The organism is Monashia sp. HAY1-2A (assembly GCF_056755315.1).
This window is the reverse complement of record NZ_JBNDHY010000059.1, coordinates 1-26194: the sequence shown is the minus strand read 5'-3', so window position 1 is coordinate 26194 and position 26194 is coordinate 1. Positions and strand designations below refer to the sequence as shown.

General features: G+C 73.7%; 22 protein-coding genes, 1 pseudogene and 1 riboswitch. Of the genes and pseudogenes, 10 read left to right on the top strand and 13 right to left on the bottom strand.

The window, feature by feature from the left end; genetic code table 11:
- Positions 1-46: 46 nt before the first annotated feature.
- The 3 genes from ACPYOM_RS10795 to ACPYOM_RS10785 form a co-directional block, all read right to left on the bottom strand.
- A complete protein-coding gene (locus ACPYOM_RS10795) occupies positions 47-799 on the bottom strand; it encodes a C40 family peptidase (RefSeq protein ID WP_481340869.1) in 753 nt (250 codons plus the stop codon).
- A 2-nt stretch (positions 800-801) separates the two neighbouring features.
- A riboswitch (cyclic di-AMP (ydaO/yuaA leader) is annotated at positions 802-985 on the bottom strand.
- A 269-nt stretch (positions 986-1254) separates the two neighbouring features.
- Complete coding sequence (locus ACPYOM_RS10790) at positions 1255-1956, bottom strand: iron-dependent transcriptional repressor DtxR (RefSeq protein WP_481340870.1); 702 nt, start codon at positions 1954-1956, stop codon at positions 1255-1257.
- Between the two features lie 18 nt (positions 1957-1974).
- A complete protein-coding gene (locus ACPYOM_RS10785) occupies positions 1975-3423 on the bottom strand; it encodes an MFS transporter (RefSeq protein WP_481345936.1) in 1449 nt (482 codons plus the stop codon).
- Positions 3424-3491: 68 nt separating this feature from the next.
- On the opposite strand from ACPYOM_RS10785, the gene ACPYOM_RS10780 reads away from it, so the two are divergent.
- Positions 3492-4697 carry a hypothetical protein gene (locus ACPYOM_RS10780; RefSeq protein ID WP_481345934.1) on the top strand — a complete coding sequence of 402 codons (1206 nt, stop codon included), beginning with the start codon at positions 3492-3494 and terminating at the stop codon, positions 4695-4697.
- Positions 4698-4931: 234 nt separating this feature from the next.
- On the opposite strand, the gene pdxH is transcribed toward ACPYOM_RS10780, so the two are convergent.
- Positions 4932-5768, bottom strand: coding sequence for a pyridoxamine 5'-phosphate oxidase (gene pdxH, locus ACPYOM_RS10775; RefSeq protein WP_481345933.1), 837 nt, complete (start codon positions 5766-5768; stop codon positions 4932-4934).
- A gap of 109 nt (positions 5769-5877) precedes the next feature.
- Between pdxH and ACPYOM_RS10770 the strand changes: the two genes are divergently transcribed.
- Positions 5878-6282: a hypothetical protein gene (locus ACPYOM_RS10770; RefSeq protein WP_481345932.1), complete on the top strand. Its 405-nt coding sequence runs from the start codon at positions 5878-5880 to the stop codon at positions 6280-6282.
- Between the two features lie 40 nt (positions 6283-6322).
- Here the strand turns inward: ACPYOM_RS10770 and ACPYOM_RS10765 are convergent, their stop codons facing one another.
- The gene (locus tag ACPYOM_RS10765; RefSeq protein ID WP_481345931.1) at positions 6323-6949 is read right to left on the bottom strand and encodes a pentapeptide repeat-containing protein; all 627 of its coding nucleotides are present in this window, start codon (positions 6947-6949) and stop codon (positions 6323-6325) included.
- 107 nt (positions 6950-7056) lie between these two features.
- On the opposite strand from ACPYOM_RS10765, the gene ACPYOM_RS10760 reads away from it, so the two are divergent.
- Entirely contained in the window at positions 7057-8178 is a 1122-nt protein-coding gene (locus ACPYOM_RS10760) for a citrate synthase 2 (protein WP_481340876.1), read from the top strand.
- A 111-nt stretch (positions 8179-8289) separates the two neighbouring features.
- Positions 8290-10308 (top strand): PQQ-dependent sugar dehydrogenase, encoded by a 2019-nt coding sequence (locus ACPYOM_RS10755; RefSeq protein ID WP_481345930.1) that lies wholly within the window; start codon positions 8290-8292, stop codon positions 10306-10308.
- A gap of 124 nt (positions 10309-10432) precedes the next feature.
- Here ACPYOM_RS10755 and ACPYOM_RS10750 read toward each other — a convergent pair whose 3' ends face one another.
- A complete protein-coding gene (locus tag ACPYOM_RS10750; protein WP_481345929.1) occupies positions 10433-11335 on the bottom strand; it encodes a hypothetical protein in 903 nt (300 codons plus the stop codon).
- 283 nt (positions 11336-11618) lie between these two features.
- Here ACPYOM_RS10750 and serC point away from each other — a divergent pair, with 283 nt between their 5' ends.
- Together serC and ACPYOM_RS10740 are read left to right on the top strand one after the other, a co-directional pair.
- Positions 11619-12761 carry a phosphoserine transaminase gene (gene serC / locus ACPYOM_RS10745; protein ID WP_481345928.1) on the top strand — a complete coding sequence of 381 codons (1143 nt, stop codon included), beginning with the start codon at positions 11619-11621 and terminating at the stop codon, positions 12759-12761.
- 177 nt (positions 12762-12938) lie between these two features.
- Positions 12939-14285: a lytic transglycosylase domain-containing protein gene (locus ACPYOM_RS10740; RefSeq protein ID WP_481345927.1), complete on the top strand. Its 1347-nt coding sequence runs from the start codon at positions 12939-12941 to the stop codon at positions 14283-14285.
- Between the two features lie 176 nt (positions 14286-14461).
- Here ACPYOM_RS10740 and ACPYOM_RS10735 read toward each other — a convergent pair whose 3' ends face one another.
- From ACPYOM_RS10735 to ACPYOM_RS10725, 3 genes are all read right to left on the bottom strand, one after another.
- Positions 14462-15760 (bottom strand): MFS transporter, encoded by a 1299-nt coding sequence (locus tag ACPYOM_RS10735; protein WP_481340881.1) that lies wholly within the window; start codon positions 15758-15760, stop codon positions 14462-14464.
- Positions 15757-16194 (bottom strand): MarR family winged helix-turn-helix transcriptional regulator, encoded by a 438-nt coding sequence (locus ACPYOM_RS10730; RefSeq protein WP_481340882.1) that lies wholly within the window; start codon positions 16192-16194, stop codon positions 15757-15759. Before ACPYOM_RS10730 ends, ACPYOM_RS10735 begins: the two co-directional genes overlap by 4 nt.
- Positions 16195-16340: 146 nt before the next feature.
- Positions 16341-17837 carry an NCS2 family permease gene (locus tag ACPYOM_RS10725; protein ID WP_481345926.1) on the bottom strand — a complete coding sequence of 499 codons (1497 nt, stop codon included), beginning with the start codon at positions 17835-17837 and terminating at the stop codon, positions 16341-16343.
- Between the two features lie 58 nt (positions 17838-17895).
- Here ACPYOM_RS10725 and ACPYOM_RS10720 point away from each other — a divergent pair, with 58 nt between their 5' ends.
- Positions 17896-18168 (top strand): DUF2530 domain-containing protein, encoded by a 273-nt coding sequence (locus tag ACPYOM_RS10720; protein WP_481345925.1) that lies wholly within the window; start codon positions 17896-17898, stop codon positions 18166-18168.
- Between the two features lie 10 nt (positions 18169-18178).
- Here the strand turns inward: ACPYOM_RS10720 and ACPYOM_RS10715 are convergent, their stop codons facing one another.
- The 3 genes from ACPYOM_RS10715 to ACPYOM_RS10705 form a co-directional block, all read right to left on the bottom strand.
- Positions 18179-19099: a DUF3027 domain-containing protein gene (locus tag ACPYOM_RS10715; RefSeq protein ID WP_481345924.1), complete on the bottom strand. Its 921-nt coding sequence runs from the start codon at positions 19097-19099 to the stop codon at positions 18179-18181.
- Between the two features lie 5 nt (positions 19100-19104).
- Positions 19105-19500: a cold-shock protein gene (locus tag ACPYOM_RS10710; RefSeq protein WP_481345923.1), complete on the bottom strand. Its 396-nt coding sequence runs from the start codon at positions 19498-19500 to the stop codon at positions 19105-19107.
- Between the two features lie 151 nt (positions 19501-19651).
- Positions 19652-20617, bottom strand: coding sequence for an aldose 1-epimerase family protein (locus tag ACPYOM_RS10705; RefSeq protein WP_481345922.1), 966 nt, complete (start codon positions 20615-20617; stop codon positions 19652-19654).
- A gap of 71 nt (positions 20618-20688) precedes the next feature.
- Here ACPYOM_RS10705 and ACPYOM_RS10700 point away from each other — a divergent pair, with 71 nt between their 5' ends.
- Positions 20689-22962, top strand: coding sequence for a helicase-associated domain-containing protein (locus tag ACPYOM_RS10700; RefSeq protein ID WP_481345921.1), 2274 nt, complete (start codon positions 20689-20691; stop codon positions 22960-22962).
- A gap of 14 nt (positions 22963-22976) precedes the next feature.
- Here ACPYOM_RS10700 and ACPYOM_RS10695 read toward each other — a convergent pair whose 3' ends face one another.
- The gene (locus ACPYOM_RS10695) at positions 22977-23909 is read right to left on the bottom strand and encodes a hydroxymethylglutaryl-CoA lyase (protein WP_481345920.1); all 933 of its coding nucleotides are present in this window, start codon (positions 23907-23909) and stop codon (positions 22977-22979) included.
- A gap of 112 nt (positions 23910-24021) precedes the next feature.
- Between ACPYOM_RS10695 and ACPYOM_RS10690 the strand changes: the two genes are divergently transcribed.
- Complete coding sequence (locus ACPYOM_RS10690) at positions 24022-25674, top strand: DNA repair helicase XPB (protein WP_481345919.1); 1653 nt, start codon at positions 24022-24024, stop codon at positions 25672-25674.
- 379 nt (positions 25675-26053) lie between these two features.
- A pseudogene (locus tag ACPYOM_RS10685) lies at positions 26054-26194 on the top strand (DNA-binding response regulator); the annotation flags it as partial.

Below are 26194 nucleotides of genomic sequence, written 5' to 3'. Positions count from 1 at the left end.
CCCCCGACCCGTTCGGGTCGGGGGCGCGACGGAAGCCACGGGTCGATCAGGCGCGGCCGTAGCCCGACGGCGTCGTCCAGATCGAGTGGTACCCGATCGTGGTGCCGGGGCGCTGCGCGTCGATCATGACGCCGGGGCTGACGTAGATGCCGACGTGGTAGACCGGCGAGCCGAAGAAGACGAGGTCACCGGCGCGGGGGTTGCTCACCGGCGTCGTCGCGGCCTTCTGCTGCGAGGCCGTGCGGGGCAGCGAGATGCCGGCCTGGCGGAAGACGTACTGGACGAAGCCGGAGCAGTCGAAGCCCGACGGGCTCGTGCCGCCGTAGACGTACGGGACGCCGAAGTAGGACTGGGCGATGCCGACGATGCCGGACGCGGTGGGCGCCGGGTCGGACAGGGCCGTGCGGGAGGCCGAGCGGGAGGAGCGGTCCGCAGCCTGCTGGCGCGCGTCCTCGGCAGCCTTCTCGGCCGCGCGCTGCTTCTCGACGGTGACGTCCTTGATGACGAGCGGCTTGACGCTTGCCTGCTTCGCCGCCGGCTTGGCGTAGCCGATCGCCGAGAGGGCGCTGGCCGCCTTGAGCGTGCCGACCTGCGGGCCGACGACCGACGGGGCCGCGGTGCTCGAGCCGTCGGCGGCGCTCGCCGGCCCGGCGAACGTCGCGACGAGCCCACCGGAGGCGGCCACGATCGCGGCCCCCTTGACGGCGGGCTGAGCGGACTCCTTGGCGATGAGCTTGAGCTCGGCGATCGCGTTGAACCGACCGGGGGCGCGGTGGCGCCCGGGAACGTTCTGAGCCACGTTTGACCTCTCGACGCCTACGAGGTGAGCTGTCGGGTTCGGGCGGAATGAGGTGCTGCTCGCCCGGCCTTCACTCGGACCTTGCGGTCCACGGAGGGCTTCACCCCGAGGACGTCGTGCGACGCCCGAAGGTGGGTCCCCCGCTCCTGCCATGCGGATCGTTCAGGGGCTCAGGGTCGATGGCAGGACTAGGCGGTTCGACCCGAAGCACTCGCCCGACGGGAGAGCGAGCGGGGCTCACGCTACCCAAGTTCCCCGCGGCTTGTCACGCCGGGAGTCGGTGATTTCAACAGATTTTCGGACAGGCCACCGCAGCTCGCCCCAAATCCCCACAGTCCCAAGGCGATCCGGGCCCGATACGAGGGCCCGATACGAAGGCCCGATACGAGGGACAGAGGGCGTGCGGGCCGGTCCGGCCTCAAAGCGGGGCAGGGCGGGCAACGGCCGGGCTCGCGTCAGGCGACCTGGCAGAAGACGTGCGCCGCGACCTCGTCGGGCAGCGACACGCCCTCGCCGGCGTCCGCCGCGTCGCTCACGGCCAGCACGCGTCCCTCCTCGCGGACGACCCGGACCCGGGCCCCCGGGAGGACGCCCGCCGAGGTCAGCAGGGCCAGCGCCTCGGGGTCGACCTGCACCGGCTCGCCGATGCGACGGATCGTCACGGCCGCGGGCTCGTCGCCCGCCGCCGCAGTCAGGGACATGAGGCCGGTGAGGAAGCCGTGCGCGGCGTCCTCGGGCACACCCAGCTCGTCCAGGCCCGGGATCGGGTTGCCGTACGGCGACTCGAGCCCGCCCTTGATGAGGCCGAGGATCTTGCGCTCGACCTTCTCGGACATCACGTGCTCCCACCGGCACGCCTCGTCGTGGGCGTACTCCCACTCGAGGCCGATGACGTCGACGAGCAGCCGCTCGGCGAGGCGGTGCTTGCGCATGACGCGGGTCGCCATGAGGCGGCCGCGGTCGGACAGCTCGAGGTGACGGTCCCCGGAGACGGCGACGAGACCGTCGCGCTCCATGCGGGCCACGGTCTGCGACACCGTCGGGCCCGAGTGGCCCAGACGCTCCGCGATGCGTGCGCGCAGGGGGACGATGCCCTCCTCCTCGAGCTCGAAGATGGTGCGCAGGTACATCTCGGTGGTGTCGATCAGGTCCGTCACGGTCATACCTTCTCAGAATCAGGACGCCCCGGGCGTCGCGTCCGGGCCGGGACGGGCCGCCCGCCCCCGGAGAGGGCGCGTCGGGTCGTGGCGCGGCACCCAGATGCGCAGCCAGCCCGCACCGAGGACGGCCCCGACGCCGAGGACGACGGCCGACGCACCGAGGGACAGCACGGCCGTCAGCGCGGACAACGCCAGCGGGCCCGCGGCCCTTCCCAGGTCGGCGCACAGGCGCCAGCCGCCGAGGAACTGGGCGCGTCCGTCGGCCGGCGAGGCGTCGGCCCCGAGGGTCATGATCAGGCCGGCGCCGAGCCCGTTGCCGACCCCGAGGACCGTCGCGGCCGCGGTCACGGCGACGAGGCTCGTCGCGAGCGGCAGCAGCGCCATGCCCAGACCGAGCACGAGCATGCTGGGCACCGCGGCGGCAACCCGCCCGTACCGGTCCATGAGCCAGCCCGAGGGGTAGAAGAGCAGCATGTCGACGGCGCCCGCGACGCCGAAGACGAGCGAGGTCTGGGCCGGGCTGAACCCGACCGACTCGGCCCAGAGGGGCACGAGCGCCTCGCGGATGGCTCGGGCTCCGGCCACGCACATCGCGCCCGTGCCGAGGGTCAGCAGGACGTGCCGGTGCTCGAGGAGCACCGACGCGACCGACCGCGGCACACGCGTCCGGCCCCGGGCACTTCCGGAGCCCCCGCCGGTCCGGGCGTTCCCGCTGTTCCCGGTCGTCCCGCTGTTCCCGGTGGTCCCGGCGTCCGCGACGCCGCTCCGCGACGCCCGGGCGTCGTGGCCGGCCGTGATGTCGGGCGCGACGAGGACGAGGACGAACGCGGCGACGCTCGCGACGCCGCCGACGGCATAGGCCGACTCGGTCCCCCACCGGGAGATGACGAGCGAGCCGACGAACGGGCCGATGAAGTAGCCGATGCGGTGCACCCCGCCGAGCGTCGACAGTGCCCGCGCCCGCATCGCCACCGGCACCGCCTCGGTCAGGTAGGCCTGGCGGGCCAGACCGAAGAGCGAGCCGGCCAGCCCGATGACGAGCACCCCGGAGAACAGCGCCGTCACCGTGCCGGCGAGCGCGGCCACGACCATGCCGACCGCCTCCACGACCGCGGCTGCCATGAGGGCACGCCGCTCGCCGATGCGGGCGGCAAGGGCCCCCGACGGCAGGTCGCCGAGCAGCTGGCCGAGGCCGAGCGTCCCGACGAGGAGCGCCGCCACCCCCACCGACGCGCCCATCTCACGGGCCGAGACGGCGATGATGGGCGAGACGGCACCGGCACCCGTCGAGCCGAGGAGCGTCGGTCCGTAGGCCGACAGCGCGATGGCGCGCAGCCGGACCGGGGGCCCGCCGGGAGAGCCGGGCTCGCGGCTGCCGGGCTCGCCGGGAACGCCGGGAACGCGTCCGGTCCGTCCCGGTTCGCGCCCGGCACGGCCCGCCGGGTCGCCCTGAGTCTCGGTCACGCCACAGGACCCTAACGATCGGGTTACTCGGGTGGCCCGGGCATCCCGGGCGACGGAACGATGGGCCGATGACGACGAGCGAGCGGGCGACGGGGGCCCTGGCGGTGGCTGCGGCCGCCGCCCTCGTCGTCGCGCTCGCCTCGCCGGTGGCCACCGCGGTCTTCGGTCTCATCCTGCTCGGGACGCTCGCCGTCCTGCTCGAGGTCCGCTACCTCGTGGGTCGCCTGCCGGTCATCGCGCGCCGTGACGTCGTGAGCGGCCTCGCGGTGCTCCTCGCCGGCACGAGCGTGCTCCGGCTGGCCGAGCACCTCGTCGGCAGCCAGGCGCGGCGCGCCGAGGCGGTCGTGGGCTTCTGCGTCGTCGCCCTCGTCGCCCGGGTCGGGCTGCGCGGACGCCGACGCCTCGCCGCGTACGCCGTCGCCGGCATCCTCGCGGCCGCCTCCCTCGTGTGGCCCGACCACTACGCGTTCGCGCTCCTGCACCTGCACCAGCTCGTCGTGCTCGTCTTCCTCTGGGACTGGGCCGCGCGGCTGCCGCGGGTCCGCGACCGCCGCCTCTTCCGCGGCGTGCAGCTGGCGTGGGGCCTGCTCGTGCCCGCGCTCGTCCTCGTCGGCACGGTCGACGGCTGGCTCACCGGCGAACCCGGCGTCGCGCGCAGCGTCGTCGGGGACGGGCGCTCGATGCTCGCCGCGGCGGCGCTGCCCGGTGACGCGTCCGGCCCGCTCGGGCTGCGCCTGCTCACCGTGTACGCGTTCCTCCAGACGGTCCAGCTGCTCGTGTGGGTCGCCTTCATGCCGCGGTTCGCGACCGAGGAGTCGGCCCACTTCGAGCGCCGGTTCCCGTGGCTGACAGGGGCGCGGGTGTGGACCGTGGGGTTCGTCGCCGCGGCCACCTTCGCCGTCGTCTTCGCGCTCGGTTTCCGGCAGGGGCAGGTTTTGTTCGGGGCGCTGTGGTCCTGGGCCGTGCACCTCGAGATGGCCGCCGCGCTCGTCGTCGTCGCGGCCGGCCGCCGGGTCCCCTCCGCCCCGCGCCTGCGGCTCGTGCGCACACCGGCCACGGCGCGGGGCGACGCCGCGGACCGGCGCGACCGGCGCGACCGGCGCGACGGGCCCGGGGGCGGTGACGCGGACGGGCCCGGCGCGAACGGCGCCGGCGACGTGGGCCGCACCGGTGCCGCGGGCCGCGTCGGTCCCGGCCGGCGCGGCGGTCACGGAACGGTGACCGACCCCGAACCGGCGACGGCCGTGGCCCCCGACGCCGAGGTCGGCGGCTGACCGAGCCCGCGAGCGTCACCTCGCGCCGGTGGAAAAGTCCTTGCCCCCTCCTGCGGGCCGGTCGTACGGTCGTTGCATCGACAACGGAAGGAGGTGATCCGAGAAGTGATCTCTTCCGGAACGTGTGAGGTGGCCACGCGATAGTCGCGTCCCCACCTGCACCCAGGAATGAGGCAGGGCGGTCCGGTCAGCCGGGCCGCCCTGTTCCGTTTGCGCCCTCCTGCGGCACGCGCGTCACGGCTGGAGCCGTGAGCTCGCCCAGGCCGACGCATCGGCCAGGGTGCCCTCGCCGGTACGCCTGAAGACGATGCGGTCGTGCAGCCGGTTGGCGCGCCCGGCCCAGAACTCCACCTCGTCGCAGACGATGCGCCAGCCGCCCCAGAAGTCGGGCACCGGCACGTCCGAGTCGCTGCCGGTGTCGGGGAACCGGTCGAGCGCCTCCCGCCAGCGCCGCTCGAGCTCGGCCCGGTCGGCGGCCGGCTGCGACTGGTCCGAGGCCCAGGCCGACAGCCGGGCCCCGTACGGCCGCGTGGAGAAGTACGCCTCGATCTCGGCGCGCCCGACGAGCTCGGCCCGACCGCGGAACCGGATCGCCCGGTACAGCGACGGCCACGTCAGGGACGCTGCGACGTGCGGGTTGGCCCGCAGCTCCTCGCTCTTGGCCGACCGGAGGTTCGTGACGAACCCTGGACCCCGCTCGTCGAAGAACCGCATGAGGACGGTGCGCACGTTCGGCACACCGGACGCGTCGACCGTGGCCACCGAGAGCGCCGTCGGCTCGGGGACGTCGTCACGCTCGGCGGCCGCCCGGACGGCGGAGTCGACCCAGTCGCGGGCCTGCTCGTACGGGCTGGGGGCCACCTGCGACTCGTCGAGCCCCTGTCCCGCGTAGTCGACGCGTCGTACCTGCAGCGGCACGGCCGCGCCGAACGTGTCCGACGCGCCCGATGCGGTGCCGCGGACGGCGGCGTGGTCGGCCTCCCTGGCGGCGGCGCCGGCGGGGTGGGCGGCCTCCCTGGCGCCGTCGGCGTCGGGGACCGCCGGGGACGACGGGTCGGCGGGTGTCTGCATGACCTCAGACTAGGGTTTGGACCAGACGGCCCGGGGCGGGCGTCAGTCAGGCAGCGGCGGCACGCGGAGCGATCGATCGGCCCGGCGGCGGGCAGGAGGAGGACGCGCGATGGCAGGCAAGGGCAAGCTGATCGGCCGGGGCGTCCGGCTCGGGATCAAGTACGGCCCCCAGATCTGGGTCGCGACGCAGGCCCTGCGGGAACCGGCCAAGGAGGCCGTCGGCAAGGCGGTCTCGAGCGAGAAGGCCCGCCGGCAGGCCATGGCGCACGCGACGTCGCTGTCCGAGGGCAGCATCCTCAAGGTCTACAAGGGCGACCGGGCGCACTGGGTCGTCTTCGGCGGCGACGAGCCGGTCGGCGTCTACCCGCCGGCCGACCTGCCGCTGGCCACCCTCGTCGAGCGGGCCGACCTCACCAAGCGGATCCGCCCGCAGGACAAGGTGGGGATCAAGGGACGCGCCAAGGACGCCGCCACCGCGGCGCTGCGTCGGGGCAGGCCCGACCAGCTCGGCTGACAACCCCGCCTGCCCCGCCGTTCCCGGGCCTGCACGGGGCTCAGTCGGCGACGACGATGCCCAGCTCGGCGGCGAGCGCGTCGGACAGGTCGATGACCTGCGGACGCGACAGCGTCGCCCCCCTGAGCCCGGCGATCCCGTGCGGCGACCGCAGCGTGGCGCCGGACAGGTCGAGGCGCCGGTAGGTCCCGCGGCCGAACGAGGGCTCGACGAGGGTGCAGCCCTCGAAGCTGAGACCGTCGACCGTGGCCTCCTGCAGGTCCAGCTCGACGACGACGCAGTCGATGAAGGCGACGTCCTTGAGCCGGGCCCCGCGCAGGTTGAGGAAGTCGACCTTGCCGCCGCGCACGGTCACGTCGCGCCACGTCGAGCTCCACGCCGACACCGCGCCGAGCCGGCAGCCGTCCAGGCTCGTCTCGACGAGGCTCGCCTCCTGCAGGCCGACACCGACGCCGTGGACGCGGTCCCACTCGCACTCCGACCAGCGCGACGCCTCGAGGTGGGCCTCGTCGAGGCACGCGTCGACGAGGGTGCACTCGAGGAAGGTGAACCCGCCCGCGCGAGCGCCGCTGAAGTCGGTCCCCTCGAAGCGGACGGCGTCCTGGTTGGCGTCCCGTGTGGTGAACACCGCGTCGCGAAAGGAGGTCTGGTCGGCTGCTGACGGCATACGGTGAGTCTCGCAGCGGTCCCGGTGCTCACCGACGGCCCCCGGCCGACGCGACCGCTGCCTCGCCTCCACACCGCGGTGGTACCGCCTGCACAGCAAGGACCGTCATGGCAGACAGCACACCGGACCCTGACTTCAAGCCGGGTCTCGAGGGAGTCATCGCGTTCGAGTCGACGATCGCCGAGCCGGACAAGGAGGGCGGCGCCCTCCGCTACCGCGGGGTCGACATCGACGACCTCGTCGGCCGGGTCGACTTCGGGCACGTCTGGGGCCTGCTCGTCGACAACGAGTTCGACCCCGGGCTGCCCCCGGCCGAGCCCTACCCCCTGCCCGTCCACACCGGCGACGTCCGGGTCGACGTCCAGTCGGCGCTCGCGATGCTGGCGCCCGTCTGGGGCTTCCGTCCGACCCTCGACATCGACGCCGAGGAGGTCCGCGACAACCTGGCCCGGGCCGCCGTCATGGCCCTGTCGTTCGTCGGGCAGTCGGCGCGCGGGCTCGGCAAGCCGATGGTGCCGCAGCGAGAGGTCGACAACGGCCGCACCATCACCGAGCGGTTCATGATCCGCTGGCGCGGCGAGCCGGACCCGCGCCACGTCGAGGCCGTCGACGCGTACTGGGTGTCGGCCGCGGAGCACGGCATGAACGCGTCGACGTTCACCGCGCGCGTCATCACCTCGACGGGCGCCGACGTCGCGGCCGCGCTCTCCGGCGCGGTCGGGGCGATGTCGGGTCCCCTGCACGGCGGCGCGCCCTCGCGCGTCCTGCACATGCTCTCGGGCGTCGAGGAGCAGGGCGACGCGTCGGCGTACGTCAGGGGCGTCCTCGACCGGGGCGAGCGGCTCATGGGCTTCGGCCACCGCGTCTACCGCGCGGAGGACCCGCGGGCCCGCGTCCTCCGGGCCGCGTGCGAGCGCCTGGGCGCGCCGCGCTACGAGGTCGCGGCGGCGCTGGAGAAGGCTGCGCTCGAGGAGCTGCAGGCCCGGCGCCCCGACCGCGTCCTCGCCACGAACGTCGAGTTCTGGGCCGCCGTCATCCTCGACTTCGCCGAGGTGCCGCCGCAGATGTTCACGCCGATGTTCACGTGTGCGCGAACGGCCGGCTGGTCGGCGCACATCCTCGAGCAGAAGCAGACCGGACGCCTCATCCGTCCGTCGTCGCGGTACGTCGGCGAGGGCCCGCGGCGGCCCGAGGACGTCGCCGGCTGGACGCCCGAGGTCGGCCGCTGACCGAGGCCTGAGCCCCGGCGCCTCCGGGTGCCGGGGCGGGACGACGCGCGTACCGTGGCCGGAGGAACCTCGCAAAGAGGACACCGACAGCGCCCAGACTCGGGAGGCACCATGGTGCGGCGTGCGGTCGTCAGAGCGTCCATCGCGGCGGCAGGGGTCGTCCTCGCCGCCGGCGCGGTGACGGCGTCCGGCCCGCCGGCTGCCGTCGCGGCCACGGCGGCCGCGCCCACGCTGCAGGTGACGACGGTCGTCTCCGGACTGGCCTACCCGTGGGACCTCACCTGGGTCGGCGGGCTGATGCTCTACGACCTGCGCGGCGGCCAGGTGTGGTCCAAGCGCGAGGGCGCGGCGCCGCGTCGCGTCGCGATCACCGGCTTCCCGTCGGTCTACGTCAACAGCGAGGGTGGCCTGCTCGGGATGGTGGCCGATCCTGCGGCGGCGTCGAACAAGCTGTTCTACACCTGCCAGGCGGTGCGCGACGGCGCGGGCAACCCGCTCGACGTCCGGGTGCTGCGGTGGCGCCTGACGGGCGACACCACCGCGGTGTCCGCCGGCGCGCCGCTCGTCACGGGCCTCCCGCTCACGAGCGGCCGGCACAGCGGCTGCCGGCTGCGCTTCGGCACCGACGGGAAGCTCTACGTCGGCACCGGCGACGCCGCGGTCGGCACGAACCCGCAGAGCCTGACCTCCCTGGGCGGCAAGGTCCTTCGGGTCGGTTCGGACGGGACGATCCCGACCGACAACCCCTTCTACTCCCGCGGCGGCAACGCCCGGTACGTGTGGAACTACGGGCACCGCAACGTCCAGGGCCTCGCGCTGCGGCCGGGCACGAGCGAGCTGTGGTCGGCCGAGCACGGCACGAGCGTCGACGACGAGATCAACCTGTCGGTCCGGGGCGGCAACTACGGCTGGGACCCGATCCCCGGGTACGACGAGTCGACGCCGATGACCGACCTGTCGAAGTTCCCGTCGGCGCGTACGGCCCAGTGGTCCTCGGGTGACCCGACGGTCGCCACGAGCGGCGCGACCTTCCTGCGCGGCGCGGCGTGGGGCCAGTGGCAGGGCGCGCTCGCCGTCGGGCTGCTCAAGGGCCAGGGCATCTACCTCATGCGGCTGAACCCGTCGCCGAGCACCGGGAAAGTGGCCCGCGTCGAGCGGCTCGCCGTCGCGCAGGGGTACGGACGCATCCGCGCCACGCAGCTCGGACCCGACGGCTCGCTGTGGTTCACGACCTCGAACGGCACGAACGACCGGATCGTCCGGGTCCGCCCGACCGGCACCGTCCCCCGCAGGAACGCCGGGCAGCTCGTCTCGACCGTCGGTGTCACGGCCGCACGCACCGGAACCGAGGTCCTCGCCTTCGCGCGCGGGGCCGACGGCTCGGTGCGCTTCACCCGCTCGACCGACGACGGTTCGACGTGGGCGTCGTGGGCCAACACGTGGGTCACCTCGACCGATGCTCCGTCGGCGACGAGCTCGAGTGCCGGACGCGTCGACCTGCTGACCCGCAACGGCTCCGGCCAGGTCGTCCACTCGTGGTACGTCGGCGGCGTCCGCAAGGGTGCGACCAACCTCGGCGGACGCGTCGTCGCCCAGCACGCGTCGTCGCTCGGTGACGGGACGCTCGACGTGTTCGCGGTGGCCCCCGACGGCACCGGCTGGCGTCGGCACTTCGACGGACGAGCCTGGCACGCCTGGCTGCCGGCCGGCGGCGTCTTCACCTCCGGGCTCTCCGCGTCGGCCTCACCCTCGACAGGGGGAACGGTCGTCAGCGGTCGCGGCACCAACGGTGCGACGTACGAGGCGCTCTTCCTGCCGGGCAGCACGAGTCGCGGGACGTGGACGATGCGCCGGGACTCGCTGTCCCTCTTCTCGGACCGGGCGCTCGGCGACACCTTCACCGGGCACGCGCGGGTCGCGGTCGGCGTCGGCATCGACGGCCACCTCGTCGTGCAGCGTGGCAGCGTCCTCACCGGGACCACGGTCCCCTTCACCTCGGCGCCCGACGTCGTGACCCGCTCCGACGGCGGCTTCCTCGCCTTCGGTCGGGCCGTCGACGGGACCCTGTCCCTCTACGACGCGCGTCCGGGCCGCTACGTCACGCGGTCGCTCGGCGGGACCGTCCGCTGACGACGCTCGGTTGCCTCAGGAGTGCGCGGTTCCCTCAATGGTGCGGCCTGCAGGCCCCACCTCTCGAGGAACCGAGCACTCCTCGCGCTCCTCGGGCGAAGCCGCATCGCGGCGGCGGGCGGGCTCATGCCGCCCAGCGACGCGAGTCGGCGACCGCCTGCGCGGCCCGCGCACCGATGAGCCGGATGTCGTCGAGCTCGCTCCAGACGTACCGGGCGAAGAAGAAGCCCCTGCGACGCATCGCGTCCTCGCGCCGCTTCTCCTCGAACGCGGCCTCCCGCCCGCCGTACTTCCGCGCACCGTCGAACTCGACGAGGACGCGTGTCCCGCGGATCCGGAAGTCGGCGAACCGCGGGCCCAGGTCGGTCGTCACCTCGAACTGCGGGTCGAGCGTGTAGCCAAGGCCGCGGAGCCGGTGACCGATGATGCTCTCCCCCGGCGACTCGATGCGGTCGTCGGCCTCCCGCAGGATCGCCCGGACCGGGCCGATGCCTCGGCGGCCGGCCAGCAGCCCGCACGCGGCGTCGAGCTGCTCGGTCGTCACGAGCGCCCGGTGCAGGGCAGCGTCCGCGGCCACGAGAGCGCTGAGGGGCAGACCTTCGAGGCCGGCCTGGACGATCCCGACGGCCGTCGGCACCCGGTCCGGCAGGGCACCGGACAGGGCCGGCGGCAGCTCGGGGAGGGGCCGGTGGATCTTCAGGCCCCTGCCGTTGCGGGTCGTCCCCCGGCCCCTTCTCGTCAGGTGGACCACGCCGAGATCGAGGGCGTCGTCCGGCAGGTTCTGGGCCACGAGCAGCGACTGGTGGCTGAGCAGCGCGCGGCCTCCGAAGCGCTGCCACCCGGCCGTGGCCCGCAGCCAGTGCAGGTCTCGCGCGTCGCGCGCCGGCCGGACCGAGTACCAGCCCCGGAGCAGGGGCACGAGGAGCCCGGCGCGGACCGCTGCGGCGATCGCGCCGTCGGAGTGCCCGGCCTCCGACAGCCGTGCGGCGCTGACGACGTCGCCCTGGGCCAGCTGCTCCACGTCCATCGCGCCATGATGGCGCGGTGGGCAGCATCCGCGCGGATGGCCTGTGGACGGTGACGGGCCGTGCCGCCAGCAGTGCGACTTCCCCGCAGGTGTGCGCGGTTCAGCCGCCACTCGTGCGGGAGACGCGCACTCCTGACGCGAACCCGGACCCGTGGGTGAGCGAGTGGCGGCGTCCACACATCGGGCAACGGTGTCCAGTACGTGGGCACCTGGGGTTCAATGTGGCGGGTGACGCCGACGCCGCCCGTGTCCCGTGGTGGCCAGCATCCGAGGTGAGACAGACGTGACCGAAGCACCCGCCGTGAACCCGACCATCACGATCCCCGACGAGCTGCTGCCGAGCGACGGACGCTTCGGCTCGGGGCCCTCGAAGGTGCGCAGGGAGCAGGTGGAGTACCTCGGGTCCCTCGCCCGGACCGTCCTCGGCACCTCGCACCGCCAGCCGCCGGTCCGGGCCCTCGTCGGTGAGGTGCGGCAGGGGCTGCGCGACCTCTTCTCGCTCCCCGAGGGCTACGAGATCATCCTCGGCAACGGTGGCTCCACCGCGTTCTGGGACATCGCCGCCTTCGGCCTCGTCCGCGACCGCGCCCAGCACCTGTCGTTCGGTGAGTTCTCGAGCAAGTTCGGCAAGGTCACCAAGGCCGCGCCGTTCCTCGGCGAGCCGACCGTCATCACTGCCGAACCGGGCACGCTCGCGACGCCGCGGGCCGAGGCCGGCGTCGACGTCTACGCCTGGCCGCACAACGAGACCTCGACCGGTGTCATGGCCCCCGTCGTGCGCGTCGAGGGCGCCGACGACGACGCGCTCCTGCTCGTCGACGCGACGTCCGGCGCCGGCGGCCTGCCGGTCGACATCACCGAGGTCGACGTCTACTACTTCGCCCCGCAGAAGTGCTTCGCCTCCGACGGCGGCCTCTGGCTCGCGGCCTTCTCCCCCGCCGCGCTCGCCCGCGTCGAGGAGATCGCCGGCACCGGCCGCTGGGTCCCCGACTTCTTCAGCCTGCCGACGGCCGTCGACAACTCGCTGAAGAACCAGACGTACAACACGCCTGCGCTCTCGACGCTGGCGCTGCTCAACAGCCAGCTCCGCTGGATGCTCGGCAACGGCGGCCTCGACTGGGCGACGTCGCGCACACGCGACTCCAGCTCGCGCCTCTACACGTGGGCCGAGCAGAGCGGGTACACGACGCCCTACGTCAGCGACCCGGCCGCCCGCTCGCAGGTCGTCGGCACCATCGACTTCGACGAGCGCATCGACGCGGCCGCCGTGGCCACGGTGCTGCGCGCCCACGGCATCGTCGACGTCGAGCCCTACCGCAAGCTCGGTCGCAACCAGCTGCGGGTCGCGATGTTCCCCGCCGTCGAGCCCGAGGACGTCTCGACGCTGACCCGGGCCATCGACCACGTCGTGGCCCAGCTCGGCTGACGTCCCGACCCGCGAGCGCGGCGCACAGACATACAGCACACGACGCACCACGGGGGGCCGGTCCCGCACGGACCGGCCCCCCGTCACGTCCCGACCTACCACGGCGCGTGACCTTCCGCCTCCCGACTCGTTGACCCTCCGACCGCCAAAGGGGGCGGCTGTCATCGAGGAGTCACCATGGTCCGCATCGTCCGAGCCGGTCGCGTCAGCCGACGCGTCGCCGCGGCGCTGCCCGTCATCGCGCTCGCGGCCACCGGCATCGCCGTGGCCGCCCGTTCCGGGGCCGACACCGTCGCGTCGCCCACGTCGCTCACCGTGCCCGACCAGGCCGTGACGCAGTCGGCCGGCCCGGACTACCCCGACGCCGGTCCCGCACCGGCCCCGATGCAGCTGCCGCCGGTCTACGACACGTACACCTCCGACTTCGCGAGCGTCGCGGTCCCGAGCGCGGCGCAGGAGGCCGTGCACGCCCTGGGCAGCTTCATGCCCGTGCGGCTCGACGCCAACGGCATCCCGAGCCTCGCCCTCGAGGCCTACCAGCGCGCCGCCGGCCTGCTCGGCCGCGTCGACCCCGCGTGCGGCGTCGACTGGGCGCTGCTCGGCGCCATCGGCCGCGTCGAGAGCAACCACGCGCAGTTCGGCGGCAACCGGCTCGACGCGTCGGGCGTCGCCCGCCCGGGGATCATCGGCATCCCCCTCGACGGCAGCCGTGGCACGACGCGCATCACCGACACCGACGGCGGCCGACTCGACCGTGACGGCGTCTTCGACCGGGCCGTCGGTCCGATGCAGTTCATCCCCACGTCGTGGGCCTCGATGGGTCGTGACGGCAACGGCGACGGGGTGGCCGACCCGCAGAACCTCACCGACGCCGTGACCGCGGCGGGTGCCATGCTGTGCTCGGGGCACGCCGACCTGCGCGACCCCCGCGCCGCCTACGACGCCGTGTTCCGCTACAACCACTCGGACCGCTACGTGCGCAGCGTCCTGTCCATCGCCGACGCGTACCGCCGCGGGGTCTCGGTCGTCCCGGTCGGGGCCCTGCCCGCGGCGCGTCCGGCCGCCGGCACGGGAACCGCCACCCCGGACGGGTCGGGGTTCGCCTACCCCGGCCCGCCGGCCCACCAGCCGACGGCTTCGCCGAGCGCCCGTCCCACACCGGGTCCCTCGGCGAAGCCGTCGCCCTCGGCCTCGCGTCCCGCCCCGAGGCCGTCGTCCTCGGCCGGGCCGACGCCGGCACCCGCGCCCGCCAAGCCGCGCCCGGCGATCACCGTGCCGGTCCCCAAGGTGCCGGGGGCACCGCTCCCGACGCCGACGGTGCCGCTGCCGGACGTCCCGTCCGTCCCACTGCCCGCCGCCACCCTGCCCGCCGAGATCGTGCGGCTCCTGGCCCTGCCGCACCTGCCGCTGCTGCCCGGCGACCCCACCGGCCTGGTCCGCGTGCTCGACCCGCTCACGGCCAAGGTCGTCTGCGTGCTCGACGAGAAGGTGGTCACCTGCCCGGGCGGCGGGCTCCTCGGCTGAGGCCGAGTCACCCCTCACACGGAAGCGGCCGCCGCTGCTCGGGCGGCCGCTTCCGTCGCGCGTGGCATCCGGGCGGACGGTGCGCGCCGGTCAGCGGTTCACGACCGCCGCGATGACGGCGATGACGAGGAACAGCACGAGCGCCGCGACGGTGATGCGGTGGCGGAACTTGAAGTTCACCGCGTCACCTCGGGTGCCGTCGGCACCTCCGACGGCGTCGCCGTGGCCAGCCGGATCTGGAACCGCGGCCGGGACTGGGTCTGGAAGGTCACCGCGACATTCTGCCGACGTGCGAACCACAGGGCCACCGCCACCAGGGACAGCCCGACGGCGATGGTCCCGATGCCGATGGTCCACCGGGCGCCCCACTCGTCTCCGATCCAGCCGATCATGGGCGCCCCGATCGGGGTGCCGCCCATGAAGATCGCCATGTAGAGGGCCATGACGCGTCCGCGCATGACGGGGTCGACGCTGACCTGCACCATGGCGTTGGCCGTCGTCAGGGCGGTGAGGGCGGACAGGCCGGTGGGCACGAGGTAGAGCCCGAAGAGGACGTAGCTCGGGGCGGTCGCGAGCAGGGCCGTGGAGACGGTGAACCCGACGAGCGCGGTGAGCAGGACCCGGAGCCGCGGTCGGGCCCGGCGGGCAGAGAGCAGGGCCGCGGTCAGCGACCCGACGGCCATGATCGAGCCGAGCAGGCCGTACTCGCCGGGGCCCTTGTCGAAGACCTTCGTGGCCATGAGCGCCATCGTCACCTGGAAGTTCATGCCGAAGGTGCCGAGGACGAAGACGAGGACCATGACGAGCACGAGGTCGGGGCGTCCGCGCACGTAGCGCAGGCCCTGGCGGATCTGCCCCTTGCCACGGGCGAGGGGCGAGGGCCTCAGCTCGGCGGCGTTCATCCGCACGAGGGCGGCGAGGACGAAGACGAACGTCGCCGCGTTGACGAACAGTGCCGGGGCGATCCCGAACGCCGCGATGCCGACGCCGGCGACCGCGGGACCGATGAGCCGCCCGAGGTTGAACGAGGCGCTGTTGAGGGCGACCGCGTTGGGCAGGTGGTCGACGTCGACCATCTCGGAGACGAACGTCTGGCGCGCCGGGTTGTCGACCGCGGTGGCCACGCCCTGCAGCAGGGCGAGGACGTAGACGTGCCAGAGCTGGACGACGTCGGTCGCGGTGAGGACGGCCAGCAGCAGCGCCGTGACGAGCAGCGCGGTCTGGGTGCCGAAGAGCAGCCGCCGCTTGGGCAGCCGGTCGACGAGCATCCCCGCGAAGGGCGCGAGGAGCAGGAACGGCAGGAACTGCAGGCCCGTGACGAGGCCGAGGGCCGTCGCCGAGTGGTCGGTGAGGACGGTGAGGACCAGCCAGTCCTGGGCGACCCGACCCATCCACGTGCCGACGTTCGACACGATCGCGCCCGAGGCGTAGATGCGGTAGTTGCGGATGCCGAGGGAGTGGAAGGTGGGGCTCACTTGGAGGCCACCTTCGCCAGCACGACGGCGGCGCGCTGCAGCAGGTCCCTCTCGTCGTCGGTGAGGGCCTCGAAGCGCTCGAGCATCCACTCGTCGCGGTGGCGGCGGATGCGGCGCACGGCCTTGCGGCCCTCCGGGGTCAGCGACAGGATCACCTGCCGGCCGTCCTCGGGGTCGTCGGCCCGGGCGACGTAGCCGCCCTCGACGAGGGCACCGGTCGTGCGCTTCATGCTCGGGGCGGAGACGCGCTCGATCTCGGCGAGCTCGCTGTTCGTGCGCGGGGCGTCCTCGAGCCGGCAGAGCACGGAGAAGTGGTGCGGCGGCAGCTCGCGGTCGGACTCGAACCGGACGCGGCGCGAGATCCGCATGCACGCGAGGCGGATGTCGTTGCTCAGCGAGACGAGCTCGCTGCGGGAAAGGGTCTTGGTACGCAAACGAGTGCTTTCGGACGTGATGCTCGGTGGGATGCTTAGCCTAACTCATTACCTCGGCTAACTATTCCGGAACACGCCGAGCATGGAAACGCGAAGAGCCCCCGCCCGGGTGGGCGGGGGCCCTTGCGAGGCAGGCGGGGCGCGGGTCAGCCGAAGAGACCCTGCAGGGGCGTCTTGACGAAGTAGACGACGAAGAAGGCGGCGACGACCCACAGCAGCGGGTGCACCTGGCGCGCGTGGCCCTTCGCGATCTTGAGGAGGACCCAGGCGATGAAGCCCGCGCCGATGCCGACCGTGATGTTGTACGTGAACGGCATGAGGACGATGGTGAGGAAGGCCGGGAGGGCGACCTCCATCTCGGTCCAGTCGATGTTCGTGACCTGGCTCATCATGAGGAAGCCGACGATGACGAGCGCGGGGGCCGCCGCCTCGGAGGGCACGACCGCGAACAGCGGGGCCAGGAACGTCGCGAGGAGGAACAGGACACCGGTCACGACCGACGCGAGGCCGGTGCGAGCGCCCTCCTCGACGCCGGACGCCGACTCGATGTAAGACGTGTTGCTGCTGACCCCACCGGCGCCACCGGCGATCGCCGCGACGGAGTCCACGACGAGGATGCGGTCGGTGTGCGGCGGGTTGCCGTCCGCGTCGAGCAGCCGTGCCTCGGTGCCGATGGCCACGACGGTACCCATCGTGTCGAAGAAGTCGGCGAGCAGCAGCGAGAAGACGAACATGACGGCGGTGACGATGCCGAGCTTCTCGAAGGAGCCGAGGAGGCTGAACTGGCCGAGGATGCCGAGGTCGGGGGTCTGGGTCACCGAGTCGGGCAGCTCGGGCACGGTGAGCGACCAGGCCGAGGGGTTGGTCAGCGCACCCTTGTCGTCGAAGACGCGCGGGCCGATGTGGAAGATCGCCTCGAGGACCATCGCGAGGACGGTGGCCCCGACGATGCCGATGAGGATGGCGCCCTTGACCTTGCGGATGAGCAGCATCGCGATGAGGAAGACGCCGACGACGAAGACGAGGGTCGGCCAGCCGTCGAGGCTGCCGCCGATGCCGAGCTCGCTCGGCACCGAGCCGGGCGTCGTCGGACGGCGCGCGAAGCCGGCGTCGATGACCCCGATGTAGGCGATGAACAGGCCGATGCCCACCGAGATCGCGACCTTGAGCGGGGCCGGGATGGCCCTGAAGACCGCCTTGCGGAACCCGGTGAGCACGAGCACGAGGATGATGACGCCCTCGATGACGACCAGGCCCATGAGGTCGGCGTACGTGATCTTCTCGGCCGAGTGCGTCAGCACCATCCCGGTGATGAGCCCGTTGATGCCGAGACCGGCCGCGAGCGCGATCGGGAAGTTGGCGACCAGTCCCATGAGGATCGACATGACGCCCGCGACCACGGCGGTGCCGACAGCGACGAGCAGCTTGCTCTGCCCGAGGTCGGTGGTCCCGCCGATCATCTGTCCGGACCCGTCGACGACGCCGGAGAGGATGATCGGGTTGAGCACGACGATGTAGGCCATCGTGAAGAAGGTGACGACGCCGCCGCGGATCTCGCGCGCGAGGGTCGACCCGCGCTCGGTGATCCGGAAGAAGCCGTCGAGCCCGGAGACGCCCGAGCGGGCGTGGGTATCGGTCGACATGGCGCACACCCTAGTGGCGGGGCGTTTCGTGCGCGTGACCAGACCCTAGGCTGTCCGCGTGACCGACGAGAACGTCCCGCACGACTCCCAGCCCGACGCCCGGCCGACGCACGCGTCGCAGCTGCGCCCGCTGCCCGTGCCGATGCGGCGGATCGTCGAGGCCGGGGTGCTGGCGTGGGTCGTGGCCCTGCTCGTCGTGCTCGTCGTGCCGGCGCTGCACTCCGGCGACCGCTCCTGGTGGCCGTGGACGTGCGTGGCCGGCATCGGGCTCGGCGGGATCGGCTGGACCTACCTGCGCCGTGGACGCGGCAACGCCCGGGACGCCGGCTGACGCGTCCGCCTCACTCGGCGGCGTCCGCCGACCCCTCACCCTGCGGGTCCTCGGAGGGCTCGGAGGGCTCGGAGGGCTCGGAGGGCTCGGAGGGCTCGGAGGGCTCGGAGGGCTCAGGGGGCTCGGAAGTCTTCGGTGCCTCGGTCGTCTCGGTGGTCTCGGAGGTCGGCGTCGCCGCCCGCTCGACCGGCTCGAGATCGACGGCGAGCTCGTCGACGACCGGCTCGCCGACCGGCACCGGGGCCTGGTGGTCGAGGTCGGTCTCGGAGTGCGCGCCGCACCCGTGGTCCAGGCTCACGACCCGGCCGTCGGACGGGCTCCACTCGTTGGCGCAGACACCGAAGACGGCGCGCAGCGCGCCCGCCATCGGCACGAAGTAGCCGCACGAGGAGCACCGCTCGGTGGCCTTCTGGGCGATCTCGGAGCTGGGGCCGTTCTCGCCCTCGTACCAGCGCGTCGCCGCGGTCTCGCGACCCTCGGCCGACAGGACCCGCCTTCGTCCGAGGCCGAGCTCGACGATCGCCACCTGGTCGACGTCCTCGTCACCCGTCGCCTCGAAGCCCGCCTCGAGGTTCGGGTCGTCGAGCCGGTAGGGCAGCACGTCGCCGGCACCGAGGTCGCCCGGAGCCAGCCGGTCGGCGTACGGGACCCACTCGGGGGCGAGGACGGCGTCCGGCCCCGGCAGCAGGTTGGTCTCGCAGACGGTCGCCACCTTGCCGCGCGGCACACGGGCGAGACTGACGCCCCAGCGCCAGCCCCGGTAGCCCGGCGACGTGCAGCCGAACCAGTGCATGGCGAGGCGCTCACCGAGCGGCTCGACGCCGAGGTGGTCTCCCACCGTGCCGGGCTCGGCGATGCCGTCGAGGGCGTCACGGGCGAGGTCGACGGCCGCGGCGAGCACGGCGTCCTGCTTGGTGGCGGTGCCGATCATGGACGTCACTTCTCCAGCTCGTCGGCGAGGCCGCGCAGGGCTCGCGCGACGTTCGAGGCCAGCTTGCGCTCGGGCCGGCGGCCCGCGCGGTAGGTGTTGCCCACGCCGTCGAGGAGCTGGACGACGTCCTCGATGATGACGGTGAGCTCCTCGACCGTCCTGCGCTCGCGCTTGCTGATGTTCGCGGCCACCGACTGCGTCGGCTCGAGCACCTTGACCTGCAGGGCCTGGGCGCCCTTGCGCCCCTCGACCACGCCGAACTCGACGCGGGCGCCCTTCTTCAGGGTGGTCACACCCTGCGGGAGCGCGTTCGCGTGCAGGAAGACGTCACGGCCGTCGTCCTCGGAGATGAACCCGAAGCCCTTGTCCGCGTCGTAGAACCTGACCTTGCCAGTCGGCACAGCCCACCTCGTTGATCTCGGTCGGTCGCCCCTTCGCGGGCACGACTCGATGGCGCTGGTTGCGCTTCCCTCCAGCCTAACCGCTCGGCGCAAACGGGATTTCGCCTCCGCCGCGCTGCGCCCGCGCTGGGCTCCCACGTGTGCCCTGCGATCAACTCGGGACCTCGGCCGGGCCACCGCTCGGGCTGATCCCCCACGTGCCGGTCCACTCCTCCCCTGGCTCGAGCACGACGAGCCCGTCGCCGGAGTTGAAGGCGTCGGCCGGGCAGCTCATCGGCTCGACGGCGATCCCCGGCACGCCCTTGCGGTCGCGGGCCACGGCGGTGAAGACCTGCAGCCACGGGAAGGACTCGTCGGCCCAGAGGGTCACCGTGCCCGATGCCGTGCCGACGCTCGCACGCCAGGCGCCGTCGGGGTCGCGCACGACGTCGGTGTAGGCGGTGTCGAGGTCGGTGCCGCCCACCGGTCGCGTGGTGCGGAAGTCGAGCTCGCCGCCGTCGACAGCGGTCAGTCCGGTCGGCAGCAGCCGGTCGTCGACCTCCACGCGCGTCGCGGCCGGCACCCGCAGCTCGACGTCGGGCAGCAGCGTCTCACCGATCGCGAGGTACGGGTGGGCGCCGTACCCGAACGGGGCCGGCTCGGTGCCCACGTTGCGGGCGGCGACGGTGACGACGAGGCCGGAGTCGTCGAGCAGGTAGGTCGTGCGCAGGTCGAGGTGCCAGTCCCAGCCGGGTTGCGGATGCAGCCGGTAGCCGACGGTCACCGCGTCGTCCTCGAGCTCCACGAGCTCCCACAGGGCCCAGCGGACGAGACCGTGGCTCGCGTTGCCGAGCGGGACCTCGGTGATTGCGAGCTGGTGCTCGGCACCGGCGAAGGTGAAGCGTCCGTCCCGGATGCGGTTGGGCCACGGCATGAGCTGCTGCCCCCGCCCGGACCGGCACGGCTCGTCGGGGCCGTACCCGGCCAGGAGGTCGACGCCGTCGCGGGTCAGCGTGCGCAGTCCGCCGCCGACCTCGACGACCGTCGCCTCGAAGGGGCCGTGCCCGACGGTCCACTGCTGGCCGGTCGGCGACGGCGGACCGGACGCACCGGGCGAGGCGGGGCTGAGCGCGCTCATGAGGCCCACGCTAGCGGTCCGCCGTGGCGCAGGAGGACGGGCGGGCACCGTGCGGGCAGTAGGTTGGGAGGATGGCCACCCCCGCCCGCAGCCTGGCCGACGACATCCGCGCCCGCAGCGACGCCGAGCTGGTCGACCTCGTGCTGGCCCGGCCCGACCTCGCCCGCCCGGCGCCCGCCGACCTCACCGGTCTCGCGGCCCGCGCCAGCACCCGCGCCAGCGTCCAGCGCGCCGTCGAGGCCCTCGACCGCGGCCACCTCCAGGTGCTCGAGGTCCTGATCGTCGCCGGCGACGGGGCTCCGCGGGAGCGGGTCCGCGAGCTGCTCGGCACCGACGACGCGTCGCTCGTCGACACGCTCGTCGACGACCTCTGGCGCCGGGCGCTCGTGTGGCGCGGCGCCGACGGCGAGCACGTCGTGCGCACGGTGCCCGACGTTCTCGGCTCGACGGTGGCCGGCCTGGGCCCACCCCTGCGTGAGCTGCGCCAGACGTTCGTGCCCGAGGACGCCGACCCGGCGGCCGTCGGGCGTGCGCTCGCCGAGGCGCCCGAGGACGCGCGCGCCATGCTGGAACGGATGACGTGGGGCCCGCCCTTCGGCGTCATGCCCTCGGGGCCGGCGGGTCGCTCCACCGCGCGGTGGCTGCTCGAGCAGCACCTTCTCGTGTCCGTCGCCTCCGACCGGGTGGCGCTGCCCCGCGAGGTCGCGCTCGCGCTGCGCGGCGGGCACGTGCACCGCCGACCCGAGCTGACCCCCCCGCCGATCGAGGCGCGCACGGTGTCGCTCGTGGACGCCGTGGCCGGGGGCGCGGCGAGCGAGCTGCTCACGCACGTCGACGAGCTGGCGGCCGCCTGGGGCGCCGAGCCGCCGCGGGTGATGCGCGCCGGCGGGCTGTCGGTGCGCGACCTCCGGGCCACCCAGGACGTGCTCGACCTCGACGCGGACCGCGCGGCGTTCGTCGTCGAGGTAGCCCACGCCGCCGGCCTCGTCGCCGACGACGGCGAGGTCGTGCCGGTGTGGGCGCCGACGTCGGAGATCGACGACTGGTCGAGCGCCGAGTCCGGGCACCGCTGGGCCACCCTCGCCGTCGCCTGGTTCGCCTCGACGCGCGCGCCCCACCTCGTGGGCCGGCGGGCGTCGGGCAGCGGCGCCGTCAACGCGCTCGGGCCCGACGTCCAGTGGCCCGCCGTCCGCACCGTCCGCCGTGACGTGCTCCGCGAGCTCGCCTCGCTCGGGCCGGGCCAGGCGCCCGACGCAGAGTCGCTGCGCGCCCGGCTCACGTGGCGTCGGCCCAACCGGCCCGCCGCCGTGCTCGGCGAGGCCGTCGACGCGGTGCTGCGCGAGGCCGAGTGGCTCGGGGTCACCGGCCGCGGGGCCCTCTCGCCGGCGGGGCGACTCCTCGTCGACGCGCCGGGCGCCGAGCGTGAGCGCCTCGAAGCCGTGGCGGCGGCCATGTCGCCGCACCTGCCGGCCCCCGTCGACCACGTGCTCGTCCAGGCCGACCTCACGGCGGTCGCGCCGGGACCGCTGGTCGGTGGTCTCGGGTCCTTCATGCGGCTGTCGGCCGACGTCGAGTCGCGCGGCGGCGCGACGGTCTACCGGTTCACGCCCGAGTCGGTGCGCCGGGCCCTCGACGCCGGGTGGACCGCGGCGGAGTTCCTCGACACGGTGCGCCGGTCCAGCCGCACCCCGGTGCCGCAGCCGCTCGAGTACCTCGTCACCGACGTGGCGCGACGCCACGGCCAGACCCGGATCGGGAGCGCCGCCGCGTACGTTCGCTCCGACGACGAGTCGGTGCTCGACACCATGCTCGCCTCGCGCGACCTCGCTCCCCTGCAGCTGCGCCGTCTGGCCCCCACGGTCCTCGTCTCGACTGCCCACCCCCGCACGCTCGTCGACCTGCTCCGCGACAGCGGCTTCGCGCCGGTCCACGAGGGGTCCGACGGCACCGTCGTGCACGCCGAGACCCCGAAGCGTCGGGCGGGCTCACGCCGGCGCGGGCCGGGCCCGGTCGTCTCGCCCGTCGACCGCGACTTCACGAGCTCGCTCGTCGCCGGCCTGCGCGTCGCCGAGGCCACCGCCGTGCAGCGTCGCGCCGAGGAGGAGGCCCGCCCCGGCCCGCGCCTCGAGGCGATGGACCCGGTGGTGACGCTGTCGCTGCTGCGCGACGCGGTCGCCGACCGGCACGGGGTCTGGATCGGCTACTCCGACGGACACGGCGCGACGACGCGTCACCTCATCCACCCGCAGCGGGTCGACGGCGGACGCGTCCGGGCCACCGACGAGTCCGGTCACGAGCGGTCGTGGTCGGTCCACCGCATCACCGGCGCCAGCCTCGACGCCTGAGCGCTGGGTCCGCGTCAGGCCCCCGCGAGCGCGCGGACGACGTTGCTCGGGGAGGGCCGGCCCAGCTGGGCGGCCATCCAGACCGAGGTCTCGACGAGCGCGTCGAGGTCGACCCCGGTCTCGACCCCGGCGCCCTGCAGCGCCCACACGAGGTCCTCGGTCGCGAGGTTGCCGGTGGCCGACCTCGCATACGGGCAGCCGCCGAGACCGCCCGCAGACGCGTCGACGACCGACACCCCGTCGCGCAGGGCCGCCATGGTGTTGGCGAGCGCCTGGCCGTACGTGTCGTGGAAGTGCACGGCGACGCGGTCGGTATCGATTCCCTTGCGGGACAGAGCATCCAGGAGCCGGTGCACGTGCCCCGTCGTGCCGACGCCGATGGTGTCGCCGAGGCTCAGCTCGTGGCAGCCGAGGTCCATGAGCCGCTCGGCGGTCTCGACGACCTGGCCGACCGGCACGGGCCCCTCCCAGGGGTCGCCGAAGCACATGGAGACGTAGGCGCGCACCCACATGCCGTCGGCGAGGGCACGCTTCACGACCGGCTCGAACATCGCGTACTGCTCGGCGACCGACCGGTTGAGGTTCTTCTGCGCGAAGGTCTCGGTGGCCGACCCGAAGATGGCGATGGCCTGCAGACCCAGCTCCTCGGCCCGGTCCAGGCCCCGCTCGTTCGGCACGAGGGCCGGACGCCGCCGCCCGACGCCGCCGGGCCCGAGCGCGCCGAGGACCTCCTCGGCGTCGCCCATCTGGGGCACCCACCGCGCGGGCACGAACGAGGTCGTCTCGATGGTGGCGAGGCCGGCCGCCTCGAGCCGCCGGATGAACTCGACCTTCGTCGCGGCCGGCACGACCGTCTTCTCGTTCTGCAGGCCGTCACGGGGGCCGACCTCGTAGATCGTCACCTGCGCCGGCAGCCCCGTCGCCGCCTCGACCTGTGGGGATCGCATTCGCCCATACTGTCACCAGCACCAGCGGCACCCGCACGCCCGGGTCGAGGCACTCGGCGGTCACGGGTGACCGCGGAATACATCGGACCGGGAAGCGGGTTGAGCACTGACGATGAACGACGGACCCCTCATCGTCCAGAGCGACAAGACGCTGCTCCTCGAGGTCGACCACCCCCGCGCGGAGGCAGCGCGCCGGGCCATCGCCCCCTTCGCCGAGCTCGAGCGCGCGCCCGAGCACGTGCACACCTACCGCATCACGCCGCTCGGCCTGTGGAACGCCCGGGCCGCCGGGCACGACGCCGAGCAGGTCGTCGACGCGCTCATGACGCACAGCCGCTACGCGGTGCCCCACGCGCTGCTCGTCGACGTCGCCGACACGATGGACCGCTACGGCCGCCTCACCCTCGAGAAGGAGGGCTTCGCCGACTCCCCCGAGGGGACGCGGCTGGTCCTGCGCACGACCGACCGCCCGGTCCTCGAGGAGGTGCTGCGGCACAAGAGGATCAGGCCGCTGACCGGTGAGCGCATCGACGACCTCGCGGTCACGGTCCACCCGAGCGAGCGCGGCACCCTCAAGCAGGAGCTGCTCAAGGTCGGCTGGCCCGCCGAGGACCTGGCCGGCTACGTCGACGGGGAGGCGCACCCGATCGACCTGCGCGAGGACGGCTGGGCGCTGCGGCCCTACCAGCAGCAGGCCGTCGACGGCTTCTGGCACGGCGGGTCCGGCGTCGTCGTGCTGCCCTGCGGCGCCGGCAAGACGCTCGTCGGTGCCGGTGCCATGGCCGCCGCCAAGGCGACGACGCTCATCCTCGTGACGAACACCGTCAGCGCGCGGCAGTGGAAGGACGAGCTGCTGCGCCGCACGAGCCTCACCGAGGACGAGATCGGCGAGTACTCCGGCGCCCGCAAGGAGATCCGCCCGGTCACGATCGCGACCTACCAGGTTCTGACGACGCGCCGGAAGGGCGCCTACACCCACCTCGACCTGCTCGACGCCCGCGACTGGGGGCTCGTCGTCTACGACGAGGTGCACCTGCTGCCGGCGCCGATCTTCCGGATGACGGCCGACCTGCAGGCCCGCCGACGGCTCGGCCTGACCGCGACGCTCGTGCGCGAGGACGGTCGTGAGGCCGACGTCTTCAGCCTCATCGGCCCCAAGCGCTTCGACGCACCGTGGAAGGACATCGAGGCGCAGGGCTACATCGCCCCCGCCGACTGCGTCGAGGTGCGCATCACGCTGCCCGACGGTCAGCGGATGGCCTACGCGACGAGCGAGCCGGAGGACCGGTACCGGCTGGCGTCGTGCACCGACGCCAAGCTGTCGGTCGTCGAGCAGCTGGCGAAGCGGCACGACGGTGAGCCGACGCTCGTCATCGGCCAGTACCTCGACCAGCTGCACGAGGTCGCCGAGCGGCTCGGCGCCGACGTCATCACCGGCGAGACGACCGTCCGGGAGCGCCAGCGCCTCTACGACGCGTTCCGCGCCGGCGAGATCAGCACCCTCGTCGTCAGCAAGGTCGCGAACTTCTCCATCGACCTTCCCGAGGCGAGCGTCGCCATCCAGGTCAGCGGCACCTTCGGGTCGCGCCAGGAGGAGGCCCAGCGCCTCGGGCGCGTCCTGCGTCCCAAGGGTGACGGCCGCACGGCCCACTTCTACACCGTCGTCTCGCGCGACACCGTCGACGCCGACTTCGCCGCCCACCGGCAGCGGTTCCTCGCCGAGCAGGGCTACGCCTACCGCATCGTCGACGCCGACGACCTCTGAGCGTCGCGCGCCGCGAGGACCCGGCGATGGCCCCGGCCGGGCGGCCTGCCCGGCGCAGGGGCGGGGCCCCGTCCCGGTGTCGGACGAGGCCCCTGTGGGGAAGCCGGCACGCTGGTGCCGGTGAGGTCCGCGACCCGGTGCCCGCCCCGTGAGCCGGGCCGCGGACCGGCTCGGTCCTCAGCGCCGGCCCGAGGGGCCGGTGCCGTGGCTGAGCCGTCTCGGGGGACGGGCCCGGTGCCGCCCCGTCGCTGACTCGGCCTATCCAGTCTGCCCGAAATGTCCGGATGTGCCACCCCGGGTGCTCTCGCCCAGCCTGGTCACAGAGAACGTGCAGCCTTCTTCCCAGCCAACTCCCAGCAAACGTGCTGAGACTGTTCACGTGGACACCCAGACCGCCGCGGCCCCCGAGGCCAGACTGCTCATCGTCGAGGACGAGCCGAACATCCGTGAGCTGCTCGCCACCTCCCTGCGCTTCGCCGGTTTCGAGGTCGAGACGGCCGCCGACGGCACGAGCGCCCTC

Coding starts and splice junctions, on each gene's coding strand:
- ACPYOM_RS10750 (WP_481345929.1), bottom strand. CDS start 11,335: ATGGACGTGGAGCAGCTGGCCCAGGGCGACGTCGTCAGCGCCGCACGG.
- ACPYOM_RS10755 (WP_481345930.1), top strand. CDS start 8,290: ATGGTGCGGCGTGCGGTCGTCAGAGCGTCCATCGCGGCGGCAGGGGTC.
- ACPYOM_RS10715 (WP_481345924.1), bottom strand. CDS start 19,099: ATGATCGGCACCGCCACCAAGCAGGACGCCGTGCTCGCCGCGGCCGTC.
- ACPYOM_RS10700 (WP_481345921.1), top strand. CDS start 20,689: ATGGCCACCCCCGCCCGCAGCCTGGCCGACGACATCCGCGCCCGCAGC.
- ACPYOM_RS10705 (WP_481345922.1), bottom strand. CDS start 20,617: ATGAGCGCGCTCAGCCCCGCCTCGCCCGGTGCGTCCGGTCCGCCGTCG.
- ACPYOM_RS10760 (WP_481340876.1), top strand. CDS start 7,057: ATGGCAGACAGCACACCGGACCCTGACTTCAAGCCGGGTCTCGAGGGA.
- pdxH (WP_481345933.1), bottom strand. CDS start 5,768: ATGCAGACACCCGCCGACCCGTCGTCCCCGGCGGTCCCCGACGCCGAC.
- ACPYOM_RS10695 (WP_481345920.1), bottom strand. CDS start 23,909: ATGCGATCCCCACAGGTCGAGGCGGCGACGGGGCTGCCGGCGCAGGTG.
- ACPYOM_RS10690 (WP_481345919.1), top strand. CDS start 24,022: ATGAACGACGGACCCCTCATCGTCCAGAGCGACAAGACGCTGCTCCTC.
- ACPYOM_RS10765 (WP_481345931.1), bottom strand. CDS start 6,949: ATGCCGTCAGCAGCCGACCAGACCTCCTTTCGCGACGCGGTGTTCACC.
- ACPYOM_RS10780 (WP_481345934.1), top strand. CDS start 3,492: ATGACGACGAGCGAGCGGGCGACGGGGGCCCTGGCGGTGGCTGCGGCC.
- ACPYOM_RS10740 (WP_481345927.1), top strand. CDS start 12,939: ATGGTCCGCATCGTCCGAGCCGGTCGCGTCAGCCGACGCGTCGCCGCG.
- ACPYOM_RS10770 (WP_481345932.1), top strand. CDS start 5,878: ATGGCAGGCAAGGGCAAGCTGATCGGCCGGGGCGTCCGGCTCGGGATC.
- ACPYOM_RS10725 (WP_481345926.1), bottom strand. CDS start 17,837: ATGTCGACCGATACCCACGCCCGCTCGGGCGTCTCCGGGCTCGACGGC.